A 17,090-nucleotide genomic window follows, 5' to 3' on the forward strand; every position below is an offset into this window, starting at 1 on the left:
TCCCCTCAAGTCGGGCATTCGGCCCTTCCCGCCGCGAACAAAGAACGAAACGCCAGACTTCACCCGGGAGTGAGGTCCACCAAACGCCAGACCTCACCGCAGGAGGGAGGACTAAAACGCCGGACCTCACCCGCGAGAGGGAGTCCGGGGTCGTGCGAGCTGACCTACAGAGCCAGCCGGGCGCTCACCACGGCGGCAAGCTCGTGCGCGATGCGGTCGGCGGTGGGCTGGTCGACGGCCTCCACCATGACCCGCACCATCGGCTCGGTGCCCGACGGGCGCAGCAGCACGCGTCCGCTGTCGCCGAGTTCCGCAGATGCCGCGGCCACGGCCTCGGCGATCGGGACATCAGCGTGCAGCGCGTGGTGGTTCACGCCGCGTACGTTCACCAGCACCTGCGGCAGCACGGACATGACCGAGGCCAGCTCGGCCAGGCTCTTGCCGGTGCGGGCCATCTCGGCGACCAGGTGCAGCCCGGTCAGGATGCCGTCGCCGGTGGTGGCGAACTCGGTCATGATGACGTGCCCGGACTGTTCGCCGCCCAACGAGTATCCGTTGGCGTTGAGTTCTTCCAGCACGTATCGGTCGCCGACCTTGGTCTCGACCATGCTGATGCCGTGGGCGGCCATCGCCTGGCGCAGTCCGAGGTTGCTCATCACCGTGGCGACCAGGGTGCGGTCGGCGAGCCCACCGCGTTCGGCCATGGAGAGGGCGAGGATGGCCATGATCTGGTCACCGTCGACGATGTTGCCCTCGCGGTCGACCGCGAGGCAGCGGTCGGCATCGCCGTCGTGGGCGATGCCCACGTCGGCGCCGTGCTCGAGAACAGCCTTGGCCAGGTTGTCGAGGTGAGTGGAGCCGACACCGTCATTGATGTTCATGCCGTCAGGATCGGCGCCGATCACGGTAATGCGAGCGCCAGCGTCGGTGAAGACCTGCGGAGAGATTCCGGCCGCAGCGCCATGGGCGCAGTCGAGCACCACGTGGATGCCGTCGAGGCGGTTGGGCAGCGTCGACAGCAGGTGGATCACGTAGCGGTCCTCGGCATCCGCGAAGCGCGTGATGCGCCCGACGCCCGCGCCGGTGGGAGCGAGTTTGGTGTCGTGGAGGGCCGCTTCGATGCGGTCTTCGACGAGGTCGGGAAGCTTGGTGCCGCCGGTGGCGAAGAATTTGATGCCGTTGTCCGGCGCCGGGTTGTGCGAGGCGGAGATCATCACGCCGAAGTCGGCGTCGATGTCGCCGATCAGAAACGCGGCCGCGGGAGTGGGGATGACGCCGGCGTCGAGCACGTCGACGCCAGAGCTGGCGAGTCCTGCCGCCACGGCGGCGGTGAGGAACTCACCGGAGACGCGCGGGTCGCGGGCGACAACCGCGATCGGCCGTCTGCCGTTGGCGCGGCGTGCCTCGGCCTGTCGGCCCTGGGTGAGGACGACGGCGCTGGCCTGGGCGAGGCCCAGGGCCAGGTCAGCGGTGAGATCACCGTTGGCCAGGCCCCGGACTCCGTCAGTTCCGAATAGTCGAGGCATAGAACCTGCTCGGGAGAGCAGCGACTAGCGCTTCGAGAACTGGGACGCCTTGCGGGCCTTCTTGAGACCGGCCTTCTTGCGCTCGATGACGCGGGCGTCACGAGAGAGGAAGCCAGCCTTCTTGAGGATGGCACGGTTGTTGTCGCGGTCGATCTCGTTCAGCGCGCGAGCAATGGCCAGACGCAGTGCGCCTGCCTGGCCCGAGGGGCCGCCGCCGGTGATCTTGGCGACCACGTCGTAGCCGCCGAGCAGGTCGAGAACCTTGAACGGGTCGTTGATCAGCTGCTGGTGCAGCTTGTTCGGGAAGTACTCCTCGAACGTGCGGCCGTTGATCGTGGTGGTGCCGCTGCCGGGGACGAGGCGCGCGCGGGCGATGGCCTGCTTGCGGCGGCCGACGGCCGAACCGGAAACGTTGAGCACGGCGCGGGGAGCCTTGGGGGCCTCTTCCGCGGGCGTCTCAGTGGTGAAGCTCTCGGGAGCCTGGTCGATGGAGTCTGCGATGTTCGCCATGATGGGAATCCTTATACCTAATCCGGCGCGCTTACTGGGCGACCTGGTCGAGGGTGTACGTCTTGGGCTGCTGCGCGGCGTGCGGGTGCTCAGCGCCCGCGTATACCTTCAGCTTCTTCAGCTGGGCACGGCCGATGGAGTTCTTCGGCAGCATTCCACGAACGGCCTTCTCGACGGTGCGCACGGGCTGCTTCTCGAGCATCTCGGCGTAGGTCGTGGCGCGCAGTCCGCCCGGGTAACCCGAGTGGCGGTAGGCCTTCTTCTGCTCGAGCTTGGCGCCGGTGAGGGCAACCTTCTCGGCGTTGATGATGATGACGAAGTCGCCCATGTCCATGTGAGGGGCAAAGGTCGGCTTGTGCTTGCCGCGCAGCAGGGCTGCGGTGTGGCTCGCCAGGCGGCCGAGAACGACGTCGGCTGCGTCAATGATGACCCACTCGCGCTGAACATCAGCGGGCTTGGGAGTAAAGGTGCGCGTCACAGTAGTGGCTGCTTTCTCTATTCGAACGGAGGTGTTCGTGAATCCCGCTCCGGGTGTGTTCCTGAGGAGGAACACGGATGGTGGAGGGCTCACGTTCGCGTGTCGCAGCACGGGCTGCGGACACCAAGGGTCTATCTTAGGCGATCCGCGTCATCCCGGTCAATTCGAATCCGCTAGCCCACCTGATTGCGGCGACTCGCTCAGCACCCGCAGCCCGCGGGTGCGCTCCGCCCGCTCGGCGAGCTCCGCGTCGGGTGGGTACCCGACCGCCATCAGCGTGAGGCCCTTCGCCGGCATCACCTTGAAGTCGTTGGTGCGCACGCGAGCGTCCCGGATGGCGGCCGGGTCTGCCGCGGGCAGCTTGGCCTCGCCGACCGCGACGCAGGCGCCGACCAGGGCGCGCACCATGTTGTGGCAAAACGCGTCGGCGACCACCGTGGCGGTGAGCACGCCGTCGTTATCGCGCTGCCAGCTGAACTCCTGCAGCATGCGAATAGTGGTGGCACCCTCGCGCGGCTTGCAATACGACGCCCAGTCGTGCAGGCCGAGCAGTGACTGCGCCGTGGCATCCATCGTGTCGACGTTCAGCTCGGCCGGGTACCAGAGCGTGTGGTTCTGCAGCAGCGGGTTGCGGGCCGCCACCGTGTCGGCGATGCGGTACTGGTAGCGGCGCCAGATCGCCGAGAACCGGGCGTCGAATCCGGCAGGAGCCAACCGAATGTGGGAGATATAGAGGTCGGCGCCGAGACCGGCGATGCCGTTCAGCCGTTTCTGTAGCGCGGCCGGTGCCGGCCGGGGCGCCTCGTGCTGGCCCTGGCGCGGACGCTCCAGGCTCACGAGCTGGGCGGTCGTCAGGTCGACGTGCGCGACCTGGGCAACGGCGTGCACACCGACATCCGTTCGTCCGGCCACCGTGATGCGCGGCGCGGGCGGGTTGCGGCGGAAGATCGTGGCGAGCGCCGCCTCGAGCTCGCCCTGCACGGTGCGGCGGTCCGGCTGCTTCGCCCATCCGGAGAAGCGGGTTCCGTCATACGCGATGTCGAGTCGGAGGCGATGCATCGGCTGGTGCGGTTCCACCTCGAAAGTGTACCGAGCCTGAACGGGCCGACGCGGCGAGTCCAGCACGGACGAAACGCGGACTGGTCGGACACTCGGAGGTACCAGCCGTCTGGCGGTCAGGCCGCCGGAGGCCACATCCCTCGTCGATTAGGCTTGTCGCGCATTTCTTAGTTATGACTGATCCCACGAAACCGCCCGCATCTGCGCCGGAGGTCTCGGCGTCGCAGGCGTCGACGTCGCGGATCCCGGGGCTCGACGGCCTGCGGGCGATCGCCGTCACGGCGGTGCTGATCTTCCACCTCATGCCGGGCCTTCTGCCGGGCGGGTACATCGGCGTCGACGTCTTCTTCGTGATCAGCGGGTTCCTGATCACGACACTGCTGCTGCGCGAGCATCAGCGCACCGGACGGATCGCGCTCGGCAGCTTCTGGCAGCGTCGCGCCAGGCGGCTGCTGCCGGCCATCGGCGTGCTCGTCATCAGTTGCGGCGCCGCCGCCTGGCTGGTGGGTGGCGACATCCTGGTCAACCTCGGCTGGCAGGTAGCCGGTGCGCTCAGCTTCAGCTTCAACTGGCTGTCGATCGCCGACGGCACCAGCTACTTCGATCACACCACCCCGGAGCTGTTCCGCAACCTCTGGTCGCTGGCCGTGGAGGAACAGTTTTACCTGCTGTGGCCGCTGCTGGTGCTGGCACTGTTGACCATCCCCCGCTGGCGCGTCCGGCTCGCCGTGGTCGCCACCCTCGCGGCCGTGTCGGCGCTCGCCATGGCCGTGCTGGTCGTCCCGGGGCAGGACGTGACCAGGGTCTACTTCGGCACGGACACCCACAGTTTCGGCCTGACGATCGGGGCCGCGCTGGCACTCGCGATCGCCCGCTGGCCGGCCGGCCAGTCGGCATGGCCAAGACGGGTGCGGATGTCGCTCGCCCCACTGGGCTGGATGGCGATCGTCGGCATCGGGGCGATCGCCATGCTGATGCCGTCGGCCGGCGCGGCGCCGTACCGCGGCGGATTGGTGCTGGTGGCGCTGCTCGCCGCTCTGGTGATCGCCGCTGCCAGCGTGCCCGGCGCCGCACTTGGCCGGCTGCTTGACAACGCCCCGATGCGCTGGGTCGGCGAGCGCAGCTACGGTCTGTACCTCTGGCATTGGCCGGTGTGGGTGATACTCGCCGCAGCGCTGCCAACCTGGCAGGCATCCGACGCCGGCGAATGGGCGCTCGGTGGGCTCGCCCTAACGATCGCTGTCGTCGCGGCGACCGCCTCGTACCGCTTCATCGAGCAGCCCATCCGCCGCAAGGGGCTGCGCGCCACCCTGGTGGCATACACCCGGTGGTGGCGGCAGCCCCGATGGCGCGTGGTCGCCGCGGCCTCGGTCACCGTCTTCATCGGCGCGACGAGCACCGCCACGCTGGCCGCCATCGCCGAAGACCCGGGCGAGGGCAGCGCACAGCACGAGATTGAACGCGGTCAGGCGGCTTTGGCACTGCCCAGTCCGGAGCCGACGCCGGAGGCACCCGCCGTATTGCCCGGCGGCGACCAGATCACCGCGGTCGGCGACTCGGTGATGCTCGCGGTGGTGCCAGAGCTGCAACAGAACTTCCCAGGTATCAGCGTCGACGCGGTGGTGTCCCGGCAGATGCGAACGGCGCCCGACCTGCTGCGCGCGCAGCGGGATGCCGGCACGCTGCGATCCACCGTGGTGCTCGGCCTCGGCACCAACGGGCCGATCTCGACCCAGACGCTGGACGAGGTGCGGCAGATCATCGGTTCCGACCGCCAGTTGGTGATTGTGAACGTGCAGGCGCCCCGCGGCTGGACCGATGAGGTGAACGCCACCCTGCACGAGTTCGCAGACCGGTATCGGGATGTCGAACTGGCGAACTGGCAGGGTGCCATCCAGCCCCAACTGCACCTGCTCGCCGGTGACCAGATCCACGCCACCAGCGCCGGCGGTGTGGTCTACGCCGATGCCTTGCGCGGTGCGTTGCAGCGTCTGGCCGAGCTGCCTCCGGTGCTCGATCTCGCCGACTACGGCCTCGCCGATCTGCCGCAGTAGACGTCACAAAGCGCGCCACGCACGACGAAGCGCCCCAACCGACCGGTCGAGGCGCTTCGCGGAGTGGCTCACAGAGGCGGGGTCGTCGTTCCGCCGCTGGAGCTTGGGCCGCCGGAACCCATGGTTCCTTTGGCCTTGTCCTGCACATCACTCGCGGCCGATGTGGTTTCCTGCTTCACGGTGTCGCCCGCGTCTGTGGCGGCATCCTTCACCGCGGTCGCGGCCTCCTGGGCAGGTTCCTTCAGGTTGCCGGCCATTTCCTTGGCGACATCCGCCACCTCGTCGGTGAGCGGTTCTGCCTTCTCCTTGATTGTTCCGGCGAGCTCCTTCTCCTTCTCGCTCGCCGGGATGAGCGACGCCACGAGCAAGCCGGCGCCGAACGCGATCAGCCCGACGGCCATGGGGTTGCCCTGCGCCTTCTGCGCGACAACCTGCGGCGCGTGCGCAATGCTCTCGCCGGCGCTGTCACGGGCGTCAGACGCGGCGCCCATCACTCGGTCCTTCACGCTTCTGATGCTTTGCCTGGCCCGGCTGGTCTGGCGTTGCACCATCTTCGAGGGCGTGACCTTATCAGCGAGAGCATCGACGTCGTAGCCAAGGTCAGCTCTCGTCCGTTCGATGTCTGCGCGGAGTTCATTGGGATCGTTAGTCATTGGACTTCATCGTTTCTCGTGAGGGTTTCCGGAATCTTCTTGAGTGAGTCGACCGTCTTGGGCATTCCCTTGACGGACTGCATCGCCTTCTTCGCCCGCGTGTACAGGATCAGGCCGATAATCGCCCAGATCACCGCCACGACCAGCGCCGACCAGGCGTTGCCGATGAGGTACCCGAGCCCCCACCAGAGCGCGATGGAGACGAACAACAGCGTCATGACGCCCGCCACGCCGGCCCCGCCGTACAGTCCTGCGCCTTTGCCCGCGCGGGTTGCGGATTGCTGCAGCTCAGCCTTCGCGAGCTCGACCTCCTGACGCATCAGCGTCGAGATGTCTCGGGTGACCTCACCCAGCAGATCACCGAGCGAGGTGCTCGCCGCTTTCTGCTCGGGGTCCGGAGGCGGAGCCGCCGCGGGAGGAACGTAGCTCATCAGCCTGCACCGCCCATTCGTCCGCCCAAGGTACCCGGCGTCTCTGGCGGAAGCAGGTCCGGATCCGTGCCAGTCCGTGGCATCCCTGTGGCGCTAACGGGCGCGGCGGCCTGGGTGGGCGGCACGCCGGTGGTCGTGGTGGGTGGCACGTATGCCGACGGCGGGGTGGTGGTTCCGTATGTGGAGGTGGTGTCACCCGACCGCTCCGACTCGTCCTTGGCCTCGCTCACCATCGCGCGGGTGAGGCGTCCGGCCACGAGACCGGCGCCGACCGCGACGGCGATGAACACTCCGGGCCGACGCCGGGCGAATTGCTTGACTTCGTCGAGCAGCGAGCCTGGGTCGCGCTGGCCCAGCCAATCGGCTACCGCGCCAGTCCGGTCGGCCGCCTGACGAACGAGGTCGCGCGCCATCCCGCTCTGCTCGGAGTTGTCGCCCATCTGTCGCAGTTCGTCGCTCATCGAGCGCAGTCCGCTCGCGACGCGCTGCTGCTGGGTGGAGGCCTGATCGGTCAGTTCGCCCCGAGCCTGATGGTAAAGCTGACGCGCCTGGGTGCCCGCTTCTTCGGCGACGCGCCCGGCTTGGTCTTTGGCGACTCCGGCGACGTGTTGGCCCTTGTTTGCGGCTTCGTGGCCCAACTGGCCCGCCTGCTCCTTCCGTCCAGCATCGCTCGACACGTTTCCGGTGCTTCCGACCGCGTTCGGCGGTGCTCCGGTCCCCGTGGGCACTCCGGTGCCATAAGTGTCCGTCATCATGTTTCCCTCTCGTCAGTCGAGTGCGTACCCGCGGCGCGAGCCGTGCGGTCGCTCCCGGGCACAGGCCATCCAAGTTGACCCCCGAATGAGGGTCAAGCCCCTTGCCACAGCGCGCGGTATGTGTAAGCTGCGCGTGCCGATCAGCCCTAGAAACCCAGCTAGTTCCCGGCTGTTTCCCGGCTCGTTTCCGGCGAGTTCCCGGCTTGCTCCCGGTCGCGGCTAGTGCCCATGGTCCGGCTCGACGGCCGGCCGCTGCTCCCCGTGCGGCCGGGCATAATCACCCGGCGGGGCAGCCGCCAGCGCGGGGGTCACCAGCATCGCGACGAGCGCAGCGGTGCCGAACAGCCAGGCGAACCACCGCCCGGTCGACGGCCTGCCGAGGTGCTCCGACATCCGACGCCCCATGATGAGGAGCACGGCGATTCCCGCGTTGAGCGCGGCCGCCACCCCGATCGGCAGCGGCCGGAGCATCGGCTCGAGACCCGGCGTGACCGACGACAGCATCAGCAACAGTGGCCAACACAGGATGACCGCTACCGCGACCGTGATGGTCAGGGCTGGCATGCGCACCCGGTCACCGCTCAACAGCCACACCGCCCAGCCCAGGTGAGCTGCTCCGAGCGCGACGAACACTCCCCCGACCACGAGCGGGCCCCCGGAGCCGATCGCGATCTCCACCAGGCCGGCGCCGATCGCCGCCAGGGCAGGCAGCAGGCACGCCAACGAGCCGGTTCTCGCGTCGGCGTGAACCGGCTCGTGAACCGGCCGAGCGGCGCGGCGCGCCCCCGGCGCGTCAGGCTCGGGCAACGCCGCCTTGCGGCACGCGCTCTGCGGCGAAACCGACCGCGAGCAGAACGATGGCGCTCACCAAGTGCAGGAAGTGGTCTGCCGTGTTCAGCGCGAGAATGTTCGCCGGAGTGTCGACGATGAAGAACCCGACGATTCCGAGCAGCAGGTAGATGACTCCCACAGTGATGTTCGCCGACTTCGACGCGCGCACGCTGGTCAGTCCGGCTGTCAGCAGCGCGGCTCCGATGATCAGGTGAGCGATGTTGTGCAGCGGGTTCACCTCGAAGATACCCAGCAGCAGGCCGCCTTCTGGGCCCACGAAGGCCACGCGTCCGGTGGCGAGGAACCCGAGGAGTCCCACGACCAGGTAGATGGCTCCGAAGATGGTCGCCACCAGTCGGTTGGGTGAGGAGGGAATGGATGAGGTTGCCTTGCTTGATGAGGGATTGCTCGACATTGTCGTCTCCTTTGAACGGCCGCCCCGCCGTTGTCAGCACCGGAAGCGGGCCACACTCGATCAAGTGGCTGCCACTGTAGTCCCGTCATTCATCGCTCGTAAAGGGGTGGCGTTAACGACGAAAGCCCCACTCAATGAGTGGGGCTTTCGTCGTACGAGTTGACTACTTCTTGCTGTCGTCCTCGGCTGCGGCCTCGTCAGCGGCAGGCGCTTCCTCGGTCGCGTCAGCGGCGGTCTCGGTCTCGGTCTCTTCGACCTCGGCCTCGTCAGCAGCGGGAGCTTCCTCGACGGGAGCAGCGGCAGGCTTCTCAGCCTTCTGGGTGCTCTTCGTCTTCGGGGTCACGGGCTCGAGAACGAGCTCGATCTGCACCATGGGGGCGTTGTCGCCCTTGCGGAAGCCGAGCTTGGTGATGCGGGTGTAGCCGCCGTCACGCTCCGCGACGAGCGGCGCGATCTCGGTGAAGAGCTCGTGCACGACGCTCTTGTCGCCGATGATGCCGAGCACGCGACGGCGCGCGTGCAGGTCGCCGCGCTTCGCGAACGTGATGAGGCGCTCGGCCACGGGACGCAGGCGCTTGGCCTTGGTCTCGGTGGTCTTGATGCTCTTGTGCGTGAAGAGCGCCGCGGCGAGGTTGGCGAGCATCAGGCGCTCGTGAGCCGGTCCGCCTCCGAGGCGGGGTCCCTTAGTGGGTGTAGGCATTGTTTCTGTTCTCCGTTGTCAAAAGGTCGTCGTGGCGAACGACGTGATCAGTTGGTCTCGTCGTCGTAGCCGCCGTAGAAGTGGGCGCCGTCGAAGCCGGGAACGGCATCCTTCAGGGAAAGACCCATTTCAACCAGCTTGTCCTTGACCTCATCCACCGACTTCTGGCCGAAGTTGCGGATGTTCATGAGCTGGGTTTCCGACAGGGCGACGAGCTCGCTGACGGTGTTGATGCCCTCGCGCTTCAGGCAGTTGTAGCTGCGCACCGACAGGTCGAGGTCTTCGATCGGCATGCTGAGCTCGCTGGAGAGAACGGCGTCGACCGGCGCGGGGCCGATCTCGATGCCCTCGGCCGCGGAGTTGAGCTCGCGGGCCAGTCCGAACAGCTCGACCAGGGTCTTGCCGGCGGATGCGATGGCGTCGCGGGGGCTGATCGCGTTCTTGGTCTCGACGTCAACCACCAGGCGGTCGAAGTCGGTGCGCTCACCCGCACGGGTGGCCTCCACCTTGTAGGTGACCTTGAGCACGGGCGAGTAGATCGAGTCGACCGGGATCTGGCCGGCTTCGCTGAACTCGCTGCGGTTCTGGGTCGCCGACACGTAGCCGCGGCCACGCTCGATGGTCAGTTCGAGTTCGAACTTGGCCTTGTCGTTGAGGGTCGCGATGACCAGGTCGGCGTTGTGGATCTCCACACCGGCCGGCGCCGAGATGTCGGCAGCGGTGACCTCGCCCGCACCCTGCTTGCGCAGGTACGCGGTGATCGGCTCATCGTGCTCGCTCGACACCACGAGCTGCTTGATGTTCAGGATGATCTCGGTGACATCTTCCTTGACACCGGGGACGGTGCTGAACTCGTGCAGCACGCCATCGATGCGGATGCTGGTAACCGCGGCGCCGGGAATCGACGACAGCAGGGTACGACGCAGCGAGTTACCGAGGGTGTATCCGAAGCCAGGCTCGAGCGGCTCAATGATGAACCGTGACCGGAATTCTGAGATGTTCTCTTCGGTGAGAGTGGGACGCTGTGCAATGAGCACTAGTTATTCCTTTCGGCAAAGTGTCCGCTATATGACACTGAGTAGGGTCGACCGGGTGTCTGGCCCGTCGGTTCTTATTGAGTTGTTCACCACGGGTTGAGTTGTGCGCTACGGGGCAAGCCCGCCCCGTCCTCGTCGGCGCGACGAAGGTCGGGGCGGGCCAGCCACGTGGCTAGAAGTGCTGCTTAAACGCGACGACGCTTCGGCGGGCGGCATCCGTTGTGCGCCTGCGGGGTGACGTCGTTGATCGAACCAACCTCGAGGCCTGCGGCCTGAAGCGAGCGGATCGCGGTCTCGCGTCCGGAGCCGGGGCCCTTGACGAAGACGTCGACCTTCTTCATGCCGTGCTCCTGCGCCTGGCGGGCGGCCGACTCGGCTGCCAGCTGTGCGGCGTAGGGGGTCGACTTACGCGAACCCTTGAAGCCGACTCCACCGGACGAAGCCCAGCTGATGACCGCTCCGGTCGGGTCGGTGATCGAAACGATCGTGTTGTTGAACGTCGACTTGATGTGGGCCTGGCCCACTGCGATGTTCTTCTTTTCCTTACGGCGGGGCTTACGCGCGGCCGTCTTAGGTGCTGCCATGGTCTACTCCTGAAATCCTGGGGAGCGCGGGCCGAGGCCTAGCGCGCCTTCTTCTTGCCGGCGACGGTGCGCTTCGGTCCCTTGCGGGTGCGCGCATTGGTCTTCGTGCGCTGTCCGCGCACAGGGAGGCCGCGACGGTGGCGGATTCCTTCGTAGCTGCCGATCTCGACCTTGCGGCGGATGTCGGCGGCAACCTCACGGCGGAGGTCACCCTCAACCTTGTAGTTACCTTCGATGTGGTCGCGCAGTGCAACCAGCTGGTCGTCGGTCAGATCCTTGACGCGGATGTTTCCATCGATTGCGGTGTCGCTGAGGGTCTGAAGTGCCCGAGTGCGGCCAACACCGTAGATGTATGTCAGTGCGACTTCCACGCGCTTTTCGCGCGGGATGTCTACGCCGGCAAGACGTGCCATGGTGGCTTCTCCTGTTAATGAGTGGAGGTCTGTAGCAACATCGGTGCCTGAGCCTCCAACCCAGGGTGTCCACATCCGTATCCGGATGCTTCTGACGTTGCTATGTAGTTGTATTCAGTTGCGGTCCCGGCGACCCGATTACTCGAGCACCGGATGCTGCTAACCCTGGCGCTGCTTGTGGCGCGGGTTCTGGCAGATGACCATGACGTTGCCGTGACGACGAATGACCTTGCACTTGTCGCAGATCGGCTTAACGCTGGGCTTGACCTTCATTGTTGTTTCCTTAGTTCGCTGGCGTCGTGCTCAAGCTTTCGCTCGAGTCGTTCCTTATCCAGCAGTCACTACTTGTAGCGGTAAACGATCCGGCCGCGGGTCAGGTCGTAAGGACTCAGCTCCACAATCACGCGGTCCTCGGGGAGGATGCGGATGTAGTGCTGTCGCATTTTGCCCGAAATGTGGGCAAGCACTCGGTGACCGTTGGCTAGCTCAACGCGGAACATTGCGTTGGGCAGAGCTTCGATCACAGAGCCTTCGATCTCGATGACGCCGTCTTTTTTGGCCATAGCCTCACTGTCACTAATAGTCGTACTGCTGGTCGTGCGGATGGATTGTGGTGAAAAAGGCACAGCCGATGGCAGGCACGAGACACCAAAGAACAAGCTTAGGTTAATATCGCCTCTCGCGCCAGTCGACGGCTATACTCCCCCGTCGCGTCGGGGTCTCGGGCAGTGAGCGCCGCCGAAACTGACGAGCGCCGCTGCGATATCCGCGGCGCTCGTGGGTTTCTACGGCGCTCGCCCGCGGGGTGCTGCACCGAACACGAGCGCGGCCGTTTCGGCCGAGCGAGGGCGCCGCGGCGGCAGCTCTCAGCCGTTTTGGCCGCGATCGCCGCACGGCACGGCGCGGGGGCCGGCTACGCGATGGGCGTCGGCGTGACGCCGAAGGGCGCCAGACCCGCCGCTCCGCCGTCCTCGGCGGTGAGTACCCAGATGCCATCGGCGTGCACCGCGACCGAGTGCTCGAAGTGGGCACCGGCGCTGCCGTCGGTGGTGACGACTGTCCAGTCGTCGTCGAGTACTCGGGTCTCGTTACTGCCGAGCGTCACCATCGGCTCGATCGCGACCACCAGCCCAGGCTTCACCGCAGGACCGTTGTGCCGCACTCGGTAATTGAACACCGGTGGCTCCTCGTGCATCGACCGGCCGATGCCGTGCCCGATGTACTCCTCCAGGATCCCGAACTCGCCGCGGGACTCGATGGCGTCTTCGACCGCCGCGCCAACCTCGTTGAGGTGCCGGGCGGTGGACAGCGCGGCGATGCCCGCCCAGAGCGAGTGCTCCGTGACATCCGCAAGCCGCTGCCTGTCAGCGACGATCTCGGGACGGGTGGGGTCGGGGATCACCACGGTGATGGCGGAGTCGCCGTTCCAGCCGCCCACGTCGGCGCCGCTGTCAACCGAGACGATGTCACCGGGTTGCAGCACACGGTCGCCGGGGATGCCGTGCACCACTTCCTCGTTCACCGAGACGCACAGCGTGTGGTGATAGCCGGGCACCATCGCGAAGTTCGGCTCGCCGCCGAGCGACCGAATGGTTTCTTCGGCGATCCGGTCGAGCTCGATCGTGGCGACACCGGCGCGGATCGCGGCCCGAACGGCGGCGAGCGATGCGGCGGTGACCGCGCCGGGGCGCAGCATTAGGCGGAGTTCCGCCGGGGTCTTGTACAGCCCCCGGGATGTGAAGCGCACGGGATCCGCTAGGCGGCGGTCCCGAGCCCGCGCCCGGTGAGCGCGGAGACGATGCGGTCGGTGACCTCGTCAACACTGCCGATCGCGTCGATCGGCACGAGCACGTCGCGAGAGCCGTAGACCCCGATCAGCGGCTCGGTCTGCTCGCGGTACACCTCGAGGCGGTGACGCACGACGTCGTCGGTGTCGTCGGCGCGGGACTGCTCCACGGCGCGCTTGCGCAGACGTTCGACCACGATCTCCGGGTCCGCCTGCAGCTCGACCACGGCGTCCAGCGCCGTGCCGTTGCCGGCGAGGTACTCGTCGAGTTCCCGAACCTGGTCGGTGGTACGCGGGTACCCGTCGAGCAGGAAGCCGTTCGCGGCATCCGATTCACCCAGACGATCGCGGATGAGGGCGTTGGTCAGGCTGTCCGGCACGTTGTCGCCGGCGTCCATGTACGCCTTGGCCGCGAGGCCGAGCTCGGTTTCGTTCTTCACGTTGAAGCGGAAGATGTCGCCGGTGGAGATGGCCGGGATGCCGTAGCGCTCGGCCAGGCGCACAGCCTGGGTGCCCTTACCGGCGCCGGGCGGGCCGATCAGCAGAAGTCGTGGGCCACGGGTCATCGGAGAAGTCCCTCATAGTGACGCTGCTGCAGCTGCGAGTCGATCTGCTTGACCGTCTCGAGACCGACACCAACGATGATCAGAATGCTGGCGCCACCGAAGGGGAAGTTCTGGTTAGCACCCACTGTTGCCAGCGCGATGAGCGGGATAAGCGCGACGATGCCGAGATACAGCGATCCGGGCAGGGTGACGCGGGTGAGTACGTAGTCGAGGTACTCGGCGGTCGGCCGTCCGGCACGGATGCCCGGGATGAAGCCGCCGTACTTCTTCATGTTGTCGGCAACCTCTTCGGGGTTGAACGTGATCGCCACGTAGAAGTAGGTGAAGCCGACGATGAGCAGGAAGTACACCGCCATGTAGAGCGGGTTGTCACCGGAGGTGAAGTTGTCGGTGATCCACACCACCCAGTCGGCGGGAACCTGTCCGGCCGGCGGCTGGTTGAACTGCGCGATCAGTGCCGGCAGGTAGAGCAGCGATGACGCGAAGATGACGGGCACGACGCCGGCCATGTTCACCTTGATCGGGATGTAGGTGTTGTTGCCGCCATAGGTGCGGCGGCCGACCATTCGCTTCGCGTACTGGACCGGGATGCGACGCTGCGACTGCTCGACGAAGACGACGGCGGCCATGATCAGCAGGCCGATCGCGATGACGATCAGGAACAGGTCGAAGCCTTCGGAGACCTGGATGGCCCAGAGCGACGACGGGAAGGTCGCGGCGATCGACGTGAAGATGAGCAGCGACATGCCGTTGCCGATGCCGCGCTCGGTGATGAGCTCGCCCATCCACATGATGAGGCCGGTACCGGCGGTCATGGTGATGACCATCAGCAGGATGGCGTACCAGGACGAGTCGGTGATCAGCTGCGTGCACTCAGCGACGCCGGTGGAGCCGAACAGGGCACCGCTGCGGGCGACGGTGATCAGCGTGGTGGACTGCAGCACACCGAGCGCGATGGTGAGGTAGCGCGTGTACTGGGTCAGCTTGGCCTGGCCAGACTGACCTTCCTTGTACAGCGACTCGAAGTGAGGGATGACCACGCGCAGCAACTGCACGATGATCGAGGCCGTGATGTACGGCATGATGCCGAGCGCAAACACTGACAGCTGGAGCAGTGCTCCACCGCTGAACAGGTTGACGAGCTCGTAGAGGCCCGACGTGTTCGCGTTGCCGGAAAGGCAGCTCTGCACGTTGCCGTAATCGACGAATGGTGCTGGAACGAACGAGCCTAGGCGGAACAGCGCAACAATGCCGAGAGTGAACCCGATCTTCCTGCGAAGGTCAGGCGTGCGAAAGATTCGCGCGACCGCACGGAACACGGGGCCTCCTGTTAGTGAACGGGTTTTTGTGGGGGTGGCCCGTGTGGGCCACCCCCGAACGACTACTTGACGGAGCCGCCGGCTGCGACGATCTTCTGCTCAGCAGAGCTTGAGACTTTGTCGACAGCAACAGTCAGCTTAACGTCAATGTCACCCTGGCCAAGAACCTTGACCTTTTCATTCTTGCGCACTGCGCCCTTGGCGACGAGGTCACTGATGGTGACCTCCCCTCCCTTGGGGTACAGCTCGACGAGCTTCTCCAGGTTGACAACCTGGTACTCGACGCGGAACGGGTTCTTGAACCCGCGCAGCTTCGGCGTACGCATGACCATGTTCAGCTGGCCACCCTGGAAGCCGGGGCGCACAGAGTAGCGCGCCTTGGTTCCCTTGGTACCGCGTCCGGCCGTCTTACCCTTCGAGCCTTCACCGCGTCCAACACGGGTCTTGGCCTTCTTGGAACCGGCGGCGGGGCGCAGGTGGTGCACCTTCAGAACCTGGGCGCGAGCCTCAGTCTCTTCAGCCTTCTTGGCCGGAGCCTTCTTGGCTGCGGGTGCCTTGGTTGCAGCCTTGTCAGATGCCGCGGCATCCGTCTTGGCGGCAGCCTTCGCGGGCGCCTTCGCAGGTGCCTTGGCGGGCGCCTTCTCAGCGGCGGCCGGCTTGTCAGCAGCGGTTTTGGCCGCAGGCTTCTTGGCCGGAGCCTTGTCGGCAGCGGCCTTAGCCGGTGCCTTCTTGGTGGCTTCTTCCTCAGCCATTAGTCAATCTCCTCCACCTTCACCAGGTGAGCGACAGTGCGAACGTAACCGCGGTTCTGCGCGTTGTCTTCGCGAACCGTGACGTCGCCGATGCGCTTCAGCCCAAGGCTGCGCAGCGTGTCGCGCTGGTTCTGCTTCTCACTAATCTTGCCCTTGATCTGCGTAACCTTCAGGTTCGCCATCAGACACCTGCCTTCGCGTCGGCCTCGGCGCGCACCAGGCGAGCCGGGGCGACATCTTCGAAGTCGAGGCCACGACGTGCGGCAACCGCGCGAGGCTCCTCGAGGCTCTTCAGAGCGGCAACGGTCGCGTGCACGATGTTGATCGTGTTCGATGAACCGAGCGATTTGCTGAGCACATCGTGGATGCCGGCGCACTCGAGTACGGCGCGCACCGGGCCACCGGCGATAACACCGGTACCAGCAGCGGCCGGACGCAGCAGCACAACGCCGGCTGCGGCCTCACCCTGAACGGGGTGCGGGATCGTCTTCAGCACGCGGGGAACGCGGAAGAAGTTCTTCTTCGCTTCCTCGACGCCCTTGGAGATCGCCGTCGGCACCTCGCGGGCCTTGCCGTATCCAACGCCGACCAGGCCGTTGCCGTCACCGACGACTACGAGAGCGGTGAAGCTGAAGCGACGACCACCCTTGACGACCTTGGACACGCGGTTGATGGTGACGACGCGCTCGAGGAACTGGCTCTTGTCAGCGTCACGGCTACCGCGGTCACGGTTGGGGTTGCGCTCACGGCTGCCACGACGGGCCTCGCGAGGCTCGGTCGACGGCTCGGAAGACGCTGCGGTCTCCACGGGTGCCTCAGCGACCACTTCTTGTTCCTTCTTGATTTCGCTCATAGGTTCAATCCGCCCTCTCGAGCTCCCTCGGCGATAGCAGCAACGCGACCCGCGTACTTGCTACCTCCACGGTCAAATACGACGGCCTCAATTCCGGCCTTCTTCGCACGCTCGGCGACGAGTTCGCCTACCTTGCGCGACTTGGCCGTCTTGTCGCCGTCGAAGCCGCGCATGTCGGCTTCCATGGTCGACGCCGACGCGAGGGTGATGCCCTGCGCGTCGTCAACGACCTGCACGAACACGTGACGTGCCGAGCGGGTGACGACCAAACGGGGACGCTCCGCGCTGCCGACGATCTTCTTGCGAAGGCGGGCGTGGCGACGGCCCTTGGCTGCGGACTTGCTCTTGCCTCTAGTTCCGAGACCCAT

The 17,090-nt window shown here is 66.2% G+C and carries 23 protein-coding genes; 1 reads left to right on the forward strand and 22 read right to left on the reverse strand.

Going from position 1 to position 17,090, the window contains the following annotated elements:
* Positions 1 to 164 precede the first annotated feature (164 nt).
* From glmM to truA, 4 genes are all read right to left on the reverse strand, one after another.
* Complete coding sequence (glmM, locus tag HCT51_RS14625; protein ID WP_166877135.1) at positions 165 to 1,526, reverse strand: phosphoglucosamine mutase; 1,362 nt, start codon at positions 1,524 to 1,526, stop codon at positions 165 to 167.
* A gap of 24 nt (positions 1,527 to 1,550) precedes the next feature.
* A complete protein-coding gene (rpsI, locus tag HCT51_RS14630; protein WP_166877131.1) occupies positions 1,551 to 2,036 on the reverse strand; it encodes a 30S ribosomal protein S9 in 486 nt (161 codons plus the stop codon).
* Positions 2,037 to 2,067: 31 nt separating this feature from the next.
* Positions 2,068 to 2,514 (reverse strand): 50S ribosomal protein L13, encoded by a 447-nt coding sequence (rplM, locus tag HCT51_RS14635; protein ID WP_166877128.1) that lies wholly within the window; start codon positions 2,512 to 2,514, stop codon positions 2,068 to 2,070.
* Positions 2,515 to 2,673: 159 nt separating this feature from the next.
* Positions 2,674 to 3,573 carry a tRNA pseudouridine(38-40) synthase TruA gene (gene truA, locus HCT51_RS14640; RefSeq protein ID WP_166877907.1) on the reverse strand — a complete coding sequence of 300 codons (900 nt, stop codon included), beginning with the start codon at positions 3,571 to 3,573 and terminating at the stop codon, positions 2,674 to 2,676.
* A 173-nt stretch (positions 3,574 to 3,746) separates the two neighbouring features.
* On the opposite strand from truA, the gene HCT51_RS14645 reads away from it, so the two are divergent.
* A complete protein-coding gene (locus HCT51_RS14645) occupies positions 3,747 to 5,627 on the forward strand; it encodes an acyltransferase family protein (protein ID WP_166877125.1) in 1,881 nt (626 codons plus the stop codon).
* A 68-nt stretch (positions 5,628 to 5,695) separates the two neighbouring features.
* On the opposite strand, the gene HCT51_RS14650 is transcribed toward HCT51_RS14645, so the two are convergent.
* From HCT51_RS14650 to rplR, 18 genes are all read right to left on the reverse strand, one after another.
* Entirely contained in the window at positions 5,696 to 6,280 is a 585-nt protein-coding gene (locus tag HCT51_RS14650; protein WP_166877123.1) for a DUF3618 domain-containing protein, read from the reverse strand.
* Complete coding sequence (locus HCT51_RS14655) at positions 6,277 to 6,711, reverse strand: phage holin family protein (protein WP_166877119.1); 435 nt, start codon at positions 6,709 to 6,711, stop codon at positions 6,277 to 6,279. The genes HCT51_RS14650 and HCT51_RS14655 overlap by 4 nt, the downstream gene beginning before the upstream one ends.
* Positions 6,711 to 7,466, reverse strand: coding sequence for a hypothetical protein (locus tag HCT51_RS14660; protein ID WP_191413649.1), 756 nt, complete (start codon positions 7,464 to 7,466; stop codon positions 6,711 to 6,713). Before HCT51_RS14660 ends, HCT51_RS14655 begins: the two co-directional genes overlap by 1 nt.
* A 219-nt stretch (positions 7,467 to 7,685) precedes the next feature.
* Positions 7,686 to 8,273, reverse strand: coding sequence for a hypothetical protein (locus HCT51_RS14665; RefSeq protein WP_166877113.1), 588 nt, complete (start codon positions 8,271 to 8,273; stop codon positions 7,686 to 7,688).
* Positions 8,260 to 8,673: a DUF4383 domain-containing protein gene (locus tag HCT51_RS14670; protein WP_166877904.1), complete on the reverse strand. Its 414-nt coding sequence runs from the start codon at positions 8,671 to 8,673 to the stop codon at positions 8,260 to 8,262. Before HCT51_RS14670 ends, HCT51_RS14665 begins: the two co-directional genes overlap by 14 nt.
* A 202-nt stretch (positions 8,674 to 8,875) precedes the next feature.
* On the reverse strand, positions 8,876 to 9,412 hold the full coding sequence (gene rplQ / locus HCT51_RS14675) for a 50S ribosomal protein L17 (protein WP_166877110.1): 537 nt from the start codon (positions 9,410 to 9,412) through the stop codon (positions 8,876 to 8,878).
* Positions 9,413 to 9,459: 47 nt separating this feature from the next.
* Positions 9,460 to 10,449, reverse strand: coding sequence for a DNA-directed RNA polymerase subunit alpha (locus tag HCT51_RS14680; protein WP_166877108.1), 990 nt, complete (start codon positions 10,447 to 10,449; stop codon positions 9,460 to 9,462).
* Positions 10,450 to 10,634: 185 nt separating this feature from the next.
* Positions 10,635 to 11,033, reverse strand: coding sequence for a 30S ribosomal protein S11 (gene rpsK, locus HCT51_RS14685; RefSeq protein WP_166877105.1), 399 nt, complete (start codon positions 11,031 to 11,033; stop codon positions 10,635 to 10,637).
* 38 nt (positions 11,034 to 11,071) lie between these two features.
* Positions 11,072 to 11,446, reverse strand: a complete 375-nt coding sequence (rpsM, locus tag HCT51_RS14690) for a 30S ribosomal protein S13 (RefSeq protein ID WP_166877102.1) — start codon at positions 11,444 to 11,446, stop codon at positions 11,072 to 11,074.
* Between the two features lie 159 nt (positions 11,447 to 11,605).
* A complete protein-coding gene (gene rpmJ / locus HCT51_RS14695) occupies positions 11,606 to 11,719 on the reverse strand; it encodes a 50S ribosomal protein L36 (protein ID WP_166877099.1) in 114 nt (37 codons plus the stop codon).
* Positions 11,720 to 11,787: 68 nt separating this feature from the next.
* Positions 11,788 to 12,009 (reverse strand): translation initiation factor IF-1, encoded by a 222-nt coding sequence (gene infA, locus HCT51_RS14700; protein WP_166877096.1) that lies wholly within the window; start codon positions 12,007 to 12,009, stop codon positions 11,788 to 11,790.
* A gap of 350 nt (positions 12,010 to 12,359) precedes the next feature.
* Positions 12,360 to 13,193, reverse strand: a complete 834-nt coding sequence (gene map, locus HCT51_RS14705; RefSeq protein ID WP_224760519.1) for a type I methionyl aminopeptidase — start codon at positions 13,191 to 13,193, stop codon at positions 12,360 to 12,362.
* Positions 13,194 to 13,201: 8 nt separating this feature from the next.
* Entirely contained in the window at positions 13,202 to 13,798 is a 597-nt protein-coding gene (locus HCT51_RS14710; RefSeq protein WP_166877093.1) for an adenylate kinase, read from the reverse strand.
* On the reverse strand, positions 13,795 to 15,117 hold the full coding sequence (gene secY / locus HCT51_RS14715; RefSeq protein ID WP_166877090.1) for a preprotein translocase subunit SecY: 1,323 nt from the start codon (positions 15,115 to 15,117) through the stop codon (positions 13,795 to 13,797). Before secY ends, HCT51_RS14710 begins: the two co-directional genes overlap by 4 nt.
* A 62-nt stretch (positions 15,118 to 15,179) precedes the next feature.
* Positions 15,180 to 15,869: a 50S ribosomal protein L15 gene (rplO, locus tag HCT51_RS18770; RefSeq protein WP_166877087.1), complete on the reverse strand. Its 690-nt coding sequence runs from the start codon at positions 15,867 to 15,869 to the stop codon at positions 15,180 to 15,182.
* Positions 15,869 to 16,051: a 50S ribosomal protein L30 gene (gene rpmD / locus HCT51_RS14725; RefSeq protein WP_191413652.1), complete on the reverse strand. Its 183-nt coding sequence runs from the start codon at positions 16,049 to 16,051 to the stop codon at positions 15,869 to 15,871. Before rpmD ends, rplO begins: the two co-directional genes overlap by 1 nt.
* A complete protein-coding gene (gene rpsE, locus HCT51_RS14730) occupies positions 16,051 to 16,722 on the reverse strand; it encodes a 30S ribosomal protein S5 (RefSeq protein ID WP_166877084.1) in 672 nt (223 codons plus the stop codon). The genes rpmD and rpsE overlap by 1 nt, the downstream gene beginning before the upstream one ends.
* Entirely contained in the window at positions 16,719 to 17,090 is a 372-nt protein-coding gene (gene rplR, locus HCT51_RS14735) for a 50S ribosomal protein L18 (protein ID WP_166877081.1), read from the reverse strand. The genes rpsE and rplR overlap by 4 nt, the downstream gene beginning before the upstream one ends.

It is taken from the genome of Salinibacterium sp. ZJ450, from assembly GCF_011751885.2.
Classification (GTDB): domain Bacteria; phylum Actinomycetota; class Actinomycetes; order Actinomycetales; family Microbacteriaceae; genus Ruicaihuangia.